The sequence below is a fragment of the Aeromicrobium sp. REDSEA-S32_B7 genome (assembly GCF_001626145.1).
GTDB classification, from domain to species: domain Bacteria; phylum Actinomycetota; class Actinomycetes; order Propionibacteriales; family Nocardioidaceae; genus Aeromicrobium; species Aeromicrobium erythreum.
In genome coordinates this window covers 1-9274 of the sequence record NZ_LUNF01000195.1, presented here as the reverse complement: position 1 = coordinate 9274, position 9274 = coordinate 1, and the positions used below count along the sequence as shown (strand labels likewise).

10 protein-coding genes are annotated in these 9274 nt (G+C 72.0%); 4 read left to right on the top strand and 6 right to left on the bottom strand.

The features are described 5' to 3' along the window. Positions 1 to 598: winged helix-turn-helix domain-containing protein (locus A6Q79_RS13270; RefSeq protein WP_317698600.1), on the top strand; the 598-nt coding region annotated here is incomplete at its 5' end. A gap of 39 nt (positions 599 to 637) precedes the next feature. Here A6Q79_RS13270 and A6Q79_RS13265 read toward each other — a convergent pair. The 5 genes from A6Q79_RS13265 to A6Q79_RS13245 all read right to left on the bottom strand — a co-directional run bounded on the left by A6Q79_RS13265 (position 638) and on the right by A6Q79_RS13245 (position 5797). Next, positions 638 to 1162, bottom strand: a complete 525-nt coding sequence (locus A6Q79_RS13265; protein WP_317698599.1) for a hypothetical protein — start codon at positions 1160 to 1162, stop codon at positions 638 to 640. Beyond that, positions 1159 to 1335, bottom strand: coding sequence for a hypothetical protein (locus A6Q79_RS13260; protein WP_317698598.1), 177 nt, complete (start codon positions 1333 to 1335; stop codon positions 1159 to 1161). Before A6Q79_RS13260 ends, A6Q79_RS13265 begins: the two co-directional genes overlap by 4 nt. A 43-nt stretch (positions 1336 to 1378) precedes the next feature. Then, the gene (locus A6Q79_RS13255) at positions 1379 to 2815 is read right to left on the bottom strand and encodes a glycosyltransferase (protein WP_067861353.1); all 1437 of its coding nucleotides are present in this window, start codon (positions 2813 to 2815) and stop codon (positions 1379 to 1381) included. Between the two features lie 115 nt (positions 2816 to 2930). Next, the gene (locus A6Q79_RS13250) at positions 2931 to 4010 is read right to left on the bottom strand and encodes a diguanylate cyclase (protein ID WP_286690570.1); all 1080 of its coding nucleotides are present in this window, start codon (positions 4008 to 4010) and stop codon (positions 2931 to 2933) included. Next, positions 4010 to 5797, bottom strand: coding sequence for a HAMP domain-containing sensor histidine kinase (locus A6Q79_RS13245; protein WP_317698597.1), 1788 nt, complete (start codon positions 5795 to 5797; stop codon positions 4010 to 4012). The genes A6Q79_RS13250 and A6Q79_RS13245 overlap by 1 nt, the downstream gene beginning before the upstream one ends. Before the next feature lie 222 nt (positions 5798 to 6019). Between A6Q79_RS13245 and A6Q79_RS13240 the strand changes: the two genes are divergently transcribed. From A6Q79_RS13240 to A6Q79_RS13230, 3 genes are read left to right on the top strand one after another with little or no spacing between them, the layout of a single operon-like run. Further along, positions 6020 to 6691 carry a 50S ribosomal protein L25/general stress protein Ctc gene (locus A6Q79_RS13240; protein WP_067855365.1) on the top strand — a complete coding sequence of 224 codons (672 nt, stop codon included), beginning with the start codon at positions 6020 to 6022 and terminating at the stop codon, positions 6689 to 6691. Further along, positions 6688 to 7254: an aminoacyl-tRNA hydrolase gene (pth, locus tag A6Q79_RS13235; protein WP_067855368.1), complete on the top strand. Its 567-nt coding sequence runs from the start codon at positions 6688 to 6690 to the stop codon at positions 7252 to 7254. The genes A6Q79_RS13240 and pth overlap by 4 nt, the downstream gene beginning before the upstream one ends. Beyond that, on the top strand, positions 7255 to 8955 hold the full coding sequence (locus A6Q79_RS13230) for a hypothetical protein (protein ID WP_317698596.1): 1701 nt from the start codon (positions 7255 to 7257) through the stop codon (positions 8953 to 8955). It begins immediately after the preceding gene. A 65-nt stretch (positions 8956 to 9020) separates the two neighbouring features. On the opposite strand, the gene A6Q79_RS13225 is transcribed toward A6Q79_RS13230, so the two are convergent. Beyond that, positions 9021 to 9274, bottom strand: a 254-nt coding sequence (locus A6Q79_RS13225; RefSeq protein WP_317698595.1) for a hypothetical protein, incomplete at its 5' end; no start/stop codon positions are given.

Here is a 9274-nt window from a genome sequence, read left to right as displayed (position 1 = left end):
CGCCTACCCCGAGCCGGGCTATCCCGAGCCGACCTACGCCGAGCGCCAGCCCCCCGCGCCGGCGTACCCGGAGCCCCGCTACGGCGACGTCCCGCAGCAGCAGGCTCCGTACACCGACCCTGGCCCGCGCTACCAGGCCGCGCCCCAGCCGGTGGCCCCGCCGCTCGACCCCGGGCCCGCCTATCCGACCCACCAGGCGGGCGGGCACGCGGTGAGCCACGCGCCGGCCGTCCACGCCGGTGCGCCGCCGCCGGCCCAGACCGGCAACGACGCCTGGATGCGCTGCAACGGGCTCGCGGTCAACGTCGACACCCGCACGGTCACGGTCGACGGCCGCACCGTCGACCTGACCCGGACCGAGTTCGACCTCGTCGCCTCGCTGATGGCGACCGGTCGTCGGGTGCGCAGCAAGGCCGACCTCGTCCTGACCCTGCGGGGGCAGAACTACGTCACGACCTACTTCGTCAACGAGGCCGACAAGCGCGCCGTCGAGGTGCACATGGCGAACGTGCGGCGCAAGCTCGGCGACTCCAGCACCACGCCGCGGTGGATCGAGACGGTCCGCGGCGTCGGGTACCGCATGGCCGAGGACGCCTGAGCGGTCCAGCCCGCCCGGCGTCCTCGTCCGGCACCCGCGTCAGTTGGCGTTGATCGGGATCTTCTGGGCCTCGGTGGGGGTCTTGGAGGCGAAGATCGCGATCGGGACCTCCTGCGTCACCAGCTCGGGCACGTACTCCCGGCTGCCGGCGCGACGCTGGATCCACACCGTCGCCTTGAAGGTCAGGGTCACGCCCTTGGTGTCCGCGGCGAGCGGGCCGATCTTCTGGTTGCGCAGCTCGAAGGCGCCCTTCGGCGACGTGATGAGCATGCCGTAGCGCGAGGCGACCGGCTCCGGGTCGAAGGTGATGCGTCGTGCGTCGGCGTCGAGCGTGTACGGGTTCTCGACCTCGCCCGAGGAGGTCGTGGTGGCCGACGACACCTGGATCTTCCCGAGGTAGACGCGCCGCTTCGTGCGGAACGGGTCACGCAGCCTGCGCGACAGGTCGTAGGCCTGCAGCGTGAAGGAGAAGTACTTGTCGCCCAGGGGGTACCACTCGTTGGTTCGCGGCGTCGACTTGGTCGGCCAGATCGTGTAGACGAAGTCGAGGGTGCCGACCTTCACGTGCGACTGGAACGTGCCGTCGCGCGTGAACTGGGAGTGGTCGGGGTGGCGGCGGGTGCCGGCTCGCGGTCGACGAGGCTGCAGGCGCCGAGGACCAGCGACGCCACGAGGGCGAGGACGACGGTCGACGTCGCGCGGGCGACGGGCAGGGGACGGCGAGGTGCGCTGGTCACGGGTGTGCTTCCTTCGAGAGGACGAGGGGGATGGAGGAGGCGCTCAGACCGTGTAGCCACGGTAGTTGCGCAGGATCTTGATGCCCATCCAGAAGGTCTGGGCGACGGTGATGACACCGAGGATCGGCCAGCCAACGGCCAGGATGGAGGACTGCAGGTCGATCGGGACCTGGAACCAGACGGCGGCGGCCGCGACGAAGCCCAGCAGGGCGATCGCGAAGGGGTAGAGGTAGCTGTTGCCCGAGCCGCGCTCGGCCTTGGCCTGGGCGGCCCAGTTGTCGGTCTGCTTGCGGCTCGCGAACTTCGTCCACGCCCGCAGGAAGTGGCCGATACGGATCCACATGTAGATTTCGGCCGGCAGGAGCAGCACGGCGAACAGGATGTCGCGCCGGTGGCCGTAGTGCATCGACCGCGCGACCCGGTAGTTCAGCAGGATCGCCACGACCGGCGGCACGAGCCACCAGGGGCTGAAGACGAACGCGTGGATCGAGAGCGACGCGAGCAGCAGGCTGAAGAACATGAGCCGCGTGATGATGTTGAGCACCATCGACATGTGCTCGAACCAGCGCAGCCGCAGGTTGGGGTGGAAGGGCTGGCCCTTCGTGTCGCCGCGCTGGCCGGGCCACATGAGCTCGATGGCGCCGAAGTTCCACTTGACCTGCTGGGCGTCCAGGGAGCGCAGCGTGTTCATGCCGCCCACGTGGGCGCGCGCGGTGGCGCTGATCTTCGTCAGGTAGCCGGCGCTCTTGATCTGCAGCGACAGCAGCGAGTCCTCGACCTCGCTGTCCTTGACCCACGGGGCCCGCTGGTGCGTCTGCGTCATGACGTCGCGCAGCGCCTGCGTGGCGAAGATCGAGAACTGGCCGCCGAGGACCGCCATGTTGCGGCCGCGCAGCAGGTTCTGCATGTTGAAGGCGGCGAACTGCGCGCGCTGGCCGGCCGTCAGGAACTTGGCCATCGTCGTCGGCAGGGCGCTGTCGTCGATGCTGTAGATCGCCGAGATGCCGCCGATGCGGTCGTCGCTGGTGATCTCGTCGACCAGGTCCTTGACGGCCGTCGGCTCGGGCGTCGTGTCGCCGTCGACGCCGATGATGTAGTCGCAGCCCTCCGCCAGGAAGAAGCCGTAGTTCAGCGCGCCGACCTTCTTGTCGGGGTTCTCGCCGATGTCGTGCACGAAGATCTCGACCAGCTGCGTGCCCTCGGGGCGCTCCATGAGGTGCTGGCCGGCGTAGTGGCTGGCGATCTCGACGGTCTCGTCGGTGGTGTTGTTGACGACGACGTGGATGACGTCCGGCAGTCGGGTCTGCACCAGGAGCGCGTCGAGCACGGACGCGATGGTCTCGGCCTCGTTGTACGACGGCACGACGCAGGCGACCGTCGCGCGCGGCTTGATGCTGCCCGCGACCTCCTCGACGGCGGTGCCGAGGGCGCGGTGCAGCGCCTCGTCGCTGAGGTCGAAGGCGGTGGGGTGTCGGTCCATGGGACCGAGGGCGTCGTGGGACACAGGGGCTCCTGCACGGTGGGCGTCACCCCATCCTGGTGCGCCGACCTCAGGAAACGCCGCGGTCCTGCCTCAAGGTCTGCTCAAGATCTGCTCAAGTGCGCGGGACGTAGCCGGCCTCCGCGAGCAGCGCGTCGAGGTCGGGCGCGGTGGTGAAGGTGTCGGAGGTGCCGAACAGCACGGGGACGGGCACGTCCTGCTCGCCGAGGGCCTCGTTCGAGCGCGTGTAGACGGCGCGCTCGACCGCGGCGGCGATCTCGGCGGTCCGCTCGGGGGTCTCCGCGGGTGCGAGGACGGCGAACCTGCCGACGCCGAGGTACCCGAGCACGGACCAGGCGGGCACGTGACGGCGCAGCGTGTCGGCCACGGTCGCGAGCGCGAGGTCGCCGCCGCGGCGCCCGAACGCCTCGTTGAGCTCGACGAGGTCGGTGATCTCGGCGAGGACCAGACCGGCGTGCCCGCCGCGCAGCTGGATGCGCCCGAGTCGGTCGGCGGCGGCCTCCACGAACTGACCCCGGCTGTGCACACCGAACACTCGTCCGGTGCTGTGGTCCTCGGACCACCAGGCGCCCTCGCGCTCCGCGCGCATGGCGACGAGCAGCTGCAGCAGGACGAGCATGGTGACCAGGAGGAACACGGCCGGCAGGTGGTCCGAGCCGCGGTAGACCCGGCCGAGGAGCACGTTCACCACGACGGCACCGGCGAACAGGCCGAGCGCGACCTGCAGGAGGGTGACGTTGACGTTCATGCGCATGCTGCTGCGGCGCAGCTCGAGGACGCCCGCGACCGCGAAGCCGGCCGCCGCGAGGTAGCCGTCGGGCAGGATCGGCGAGCCGACCGCCTCCAGGCCGCCGCGCAGCAGCACGACCCCCACCGCGACGACGAGCGGGGCGACCGGGAGCGCGACGGCACCGCGGAAGCAGCGCAGGCCCGACCAGACCAGGCCGATCGCCACGACCCCGCAGGCTGCACCGGCGGTGTCGGTCTCGAAGCTCAGGACGGTGTCGTTGGTGATGAGGCTCGCGAGGGCGGCGCCGGCGGCGGCGATGAGCCCGCCGGCCCAGAGCCGGTTGGCGGGGTCGTTGTGCCGCATGGCGGTGGTGACCGAGAAGGTCACGGCCACCGCGAGGTAGGGCACGAGCGTGCCCAGGAGCACGAGGTCGAGGTCGGACATCAGGCCACGTCCCGCGCGACGCTCTCGTCGGCCGCAGCGGGGAGCCACACGGTGACCGTGGTGCCCTCCTCGAGCCGGCTCGTGATGTCGACGGAGCCGCCGTGGGCGCGCACGATGTCCTGGGTGATGCTCAGCCCCAGGCCCGTGCCCTGCACGCCGGAGCTGCGGGCGCGGTCGGTGCGGTAGAAGCGGGTGAACAGCGAGGCCAGCTCGTCCTCCGTCATGCCGCGTCCGGTGTCGCGGACGACGATCTCCACACCGGGCACGGCCACCGCCCCCTCGCTGGCGATGTCGTCCTCCACGGGCAGGTCGAGCGCCTCGTCGGCACGGTGCGCGTCCTGGACCACGACGTCGATGGTGCCGTCGTAGCGGTTGTACTTGACCGCGTTGGTCAGCAGGTTGTCGAGCACCTGGCGCAGGCGCAGCGGGTCGGCCGGGATGGTCGACTCGGTGCGGGTGTCGAGACGGACCGTGATGAGCCGCTCGGTCGCCAGCGGCCGCACGCCCTCGACGGCGCTGCGAGCCAGCTCGCTGGGCCGGCACGGCTCCATCAGCAGCTGCAGGGGCACACCGGGGGTGCGGCTGCGCGCCGACAGGAAGTCGCGCGACAGCGCCAGCATCCGCTCGGTGTTGTCGAGCGCCACCTCGACGAGCTCGCGGGCCTCGTCGCCGAGGTCGGGCTCCGCGAGCGCCAGCTCGAGGTAGCCGAGCGCGGCGGTGAGGGGCGTCTTGATCTCGTGGGATACGGCGGCGACGGCGTCGTCGCGGGCCTGGGCGTCGGCGAGCTCCTTGCTGACGTCGCGGGCCACGAACACGTAGCGGTCCGAGCGTGGACCGGTGACGCGGCGGATGCTGACGCTCAGCGGCACCTGGGCAGGCCCGGGCGGTCCCAGCCGGACCAGCAGCCCCTCGACGTCCTGGCCCGAGCGGACGAGCGCCAGCGGCTTCTCGCTCGCGGCGAGCGGCGTGGTGCCGTCGGCCCGGTACAGCGGGGCGTGCAGCACGGCCTCCGTCGCGTCGGGCGCGCCGACGCGACGCGCGAGGGCCTCGGCGGCCCGGTTGGCCGTCACCGCCCCGTCCGCGTCCAGCGTGACGACGGCGAAGTCGACGACGTCGAGGACCTCCGCGAGGGTGCGCTCCTGCGTGCGGGCGGAGTCGAGCGCGGAGCCGACGAGCCGGGTCTGGGACTCCAGCAGGCGTCGCTGCGAGCGGTTCCGCGCCGTCCAGCGCGAGCCCGCCCACGACGTCAGCGCGAACAGCAGGGCGAGGTTCAGGAGGGTGGTCACGGCCGTGGTCCACGACTGCTCGCCGGTCAGGTCACGCACGGTCACCACGACGACGACCGCTGCGAGCGCCGTGCCCAGCACGCAGGCCCGTGAGAGCGCGGGGAGCTGGATCGACGTCCACGCGACGGGCAGGACGGCGAGCACGGCGAACCCGGCACCGGGGGTGGCGTAGTAGAGCAGGCCGCACACGACCACGTCGAGCACGGCGATGAGGGTGGCCGCCACCACGGTCGAGCCGGCGCGGTCGATGCCGAGCGACCCGAGCATGGCGGTCAGGAGGGCCGTGACGCCTGCGACCACCACCCCGGCGGTGAAGGAGCCCTCGCGCACCGGCAGCGACGTCACGAGGGCGGAGACGACCGGCAGCGCGAGCCCGGTGAGGAACAGGAACTGCGCCGCGAACACCTCGCTCGGGACCACCGTGCTGCGGGTGCGGGGCACGCCGTCGCCCGGGGTCGCGGGGATCTCCCCGGGACCGCCCGGGGAAGTCGGCGTCCGCATGAGCCGACCCTAGCAATCCGACACCCTCGACGGTGGCCGATTTCGCTGGCGGCGGAGGGCTCCTGTACGCTGACGCAGTTGCCTCGGCGAGGGTCGGCAGGTCCGACCGTGATCGACAGGGCGCTCCGCGGAGTGTCGTGTCCGACCTGCTGGGGCGACGTCCGGCCGAGTCCACGGCCGCCCCACATCGTTCGCCCGCACCACACCTCCAGGAGTTCCCTCGTGGCCGAGATCACCATCCCCGCCGAGCCCCGTACCGAGTTCGGCAAGGGCGCTGCCCGCCGCATCCGTCGCGCCGACCAGGTCCCCGCCGTCCTGTACGGCCACGGCACCGACCCCGTGCACGTCACGCTGCCGGGCCACGCGCTCATGCTCGCCCTCAAGAACAGCAACGCGCTGCTCTCCATCGAGGTCGGCTCCGAGTCGCACCTGGCCATCCCCAAGCAGGTCCAGCGCGACCCGCTGAAGGGCTTCATCGAGCACGCCGACCTCCTCATCGTCAAGCGTGGCGAGAAGGTCGTCGTCGACGTCGCGATCCAGCTCGAGGGCGACGCGCAGCCCGAGACGCTGGTCGTCCTCGAGAACGCCACCGTGTCGCTCGAGGTCGAGGCCACCCACATCCCCGAGGCCGTCGAGGTCTCGATCGAGGGCCTCGAGGTCGGCGCCCAGGTGCTCGCCTCCGACCTGTCCCTGCCCTCCGGCGCCGCGCTCGCGGTCGAGGAGGACCTGCTGGTCGTCAACGTCACCGCCGCCCCGACGGCCGCCGACATCGAGGCCGAGCTCGAGGAGGCCGAGGCCGAGGCCGGCATCGAGCGTGACGAGCCCGAGGACGCCGAGGGCGAGAGCACCGAGGGCGAGTCCGAGGCTGACGCCGAGGGCGACACCGAGTCGTGACCTGGCTGGTCGTGGGGCTCGGGAACCCGGGCCCCACGTACGCCGCCACCCGGCACAACGTCGGGTACATGGTCGCCGACGTGCTCGCGGACCGCATGGGCGGGCGCTTTAAGGCGCACGCCTCCGGCCGCGCCGAGGTCGTCGAGGGCCGGCTCGCGGGTGAGCGTGCCGTCCTCGGCCGTCCGCGCTCGTACATGAACGAGAGCGGCGGTCCGGTCTCGACGCTCATGAAGTACTTCGACGTCGACGCCGAGCACCTCGTGGTCGTCCACGACGAGCTCGACATCGACTTCGGCGCCCTGCGGCTGAAGCTCGGCGGCGGCGACAACGGCCACAACGGGCTGAAGTCGATCCGCCAGTCGATCGGCACCGGCGACTTCCACCGGGTGCGCGTCGGCATCGGTCGACCCCCGGGACGTCAGAGCGTGCACGACTTCGTGCTGAAGCCGTACTCCTCGACCGAGCGCAAGGACCTCCCCGTGTACCTGGAGGAGGCCGCCGACGCGATCGAGAGCCTCGTCACCCGCGGACTATCCGAGACGCAGAGCGCGTTCAACCGGTAGATGGACCTCCACGCCCTCCTCTCGCCCCACCTGAACGGCCCCCTGGTCGAGGCGCTCACCGAGCGTCCGCGCGCCCTCTCGGTGCAGGGCCCCGCCGCGGTGCAGCCGTTCGTGACCCGCGCGCTGGCCGACGCCTCCACCGTGCTGGCGGTCACCTCCACCGCGCGCGAGGCCGACGAGCTCGCGGCCGACGTCGCCGTGCTCCTCGGCGACGGAGCGGTCGCCGTGTACCCGGCCTGGGAGACGTTGCCGCACGAGCGGCTCTCCCCGCGTTCGGACACCGTCGGTCGTCGCCTGGCGGTCCTGCGCCGTCTCGTGCACCCAGGACCGGGTGCGCCGCCGGTGCGGGTCGTGGTGGCTCCCGTGCGCTCGGTGCTGCAGCCGCAGGTCAAGGGCCTCGCCGACCTGCGTCCCGTCGAGCTGGTGGTCGGTCAGCAGGCGCCGCTCGACGACGTCGTCCGCGACCTGGCCGCCGCCGCCTACGTGCGGGTCGACCTCGTGGAGCGTCGCGGCGAGTTCGCGGTGCGTGGCGGCATCGTCGACGTCTTCCCCCCGACCGAGGCGCACCCCGTGCGGGTCGACTTCTGGGGTGAGGAGGTGGAGGAGATCCGCTCGTTCTCCGTCGCCGACCAGCGCACGACCGATCCCGTGGAGCGGCTGTGGGCGCCGCCGTGCCGCGAGCTGCTCCTGACCGACGACGTCCGCGAGCGGGCCAGGGCGCTCGCCGTCGAGCACCCGTCGCTGGGTGAGCTGTTCGGCAAGCTGGCCGAGGGGCACGCCGTCGAGGGCATGGAGTCGCTCTCGCCGATCCTGGTCGATGAGATGGAGCTCCTCGTCGAGCTGCTCCCGGACGACGCCGTCGTGGTGGTGCACGAGCCGGAGAAGGTCAAGGCGCGCGCCGCCGACCTCAACGCGACGAACGAGGAGTTCCTGCAGGCGTCGTGGGCGGCAGCCGCGACCGGCGCCGAGGCGCCGATCGACCTCGGCTCCGCAGCCTTCCGCGAGCTCGACGACGTCCGCGACGTCGCGCTCGCGCGTGGGTCGTCCTGGTGGAGCGTGTCGCCGTTCGGCCTCGACGACGAGGAGACCGTCGCCGCCACCGCCGAGGCGGCCCCCCTCTACCGCGGTGACACCGAGGCCGCGGTCGCCGACGCGGGAGACCAGGCTCTGCCAGTCCCCGGCCTTGCCGATGTTCAGGTCGGCCCAGTAGCTGACGGCCTCGGCCAGGATGGCCGACGCGGACTCCCCGGCGGTGGCGATGATCGAGACGACGACCCCCGCTCCCCCGGTGAACCAGTTGCCGACGTCGCCGAGCTCGGCGGTCTTGCCCGTGTTCTCGTAGGCCGTGTGCGCCAGGCCGGTCCACGTCGCGGCGAGGTAGTTGTCGGCCGACTCGATCTGCTGCTGCACCTGGCCGAGCTCGTCGACGCACTCGCGGTAGCGGCTGGCGATGCTCGACATCCGCAGCGGGTCGCCGAGCATGCCGCCGATCGACTGCCGGATGGTCTCCGAGACGGCCTCCCAGGTCTCGTTGATCCGGTCGACGCCCTCCTCGAACTGCTCCTCCAGCTCGTGGCCGAGGTAACCGCCGACGAGCCCGCCCAGAGGGCCGGCCACCAGCGTGCCGAGGATGCCGCCGGCCTCGGTCAGGTGGCTGTTGATGAGGTTGGCCGAGCGCTCGACGAACTCGCCGATCGCTGAGTTGACGTCCTCGATCGCGTCGTTGACCTGGGTCAGGAAGACCTCCGGGTCCCGGCTGGCCTCGGTCATGACCCGGCCCGGGTGCGGAGGGCGCGGAAGTTGTCGCCGGCGGTGCGGTCGGTGCCGCTGACGTCGTTGGCGGTCTCGACCAGGCCGTGGGCCAGAGAGCGGGTCACCGCCGTGCCGTCGGCCGCGGCGTCGACGAGCACCCGGTTGAGCTCGAGGTGCAGCGAGCCGGCGATGCCGAGGGTGTCGGCGAAGCCGAAGAGCCCGGGGTAGCCCCAGCCCTCGGAGGCGAGCGACCAGACCCGGCCCAACG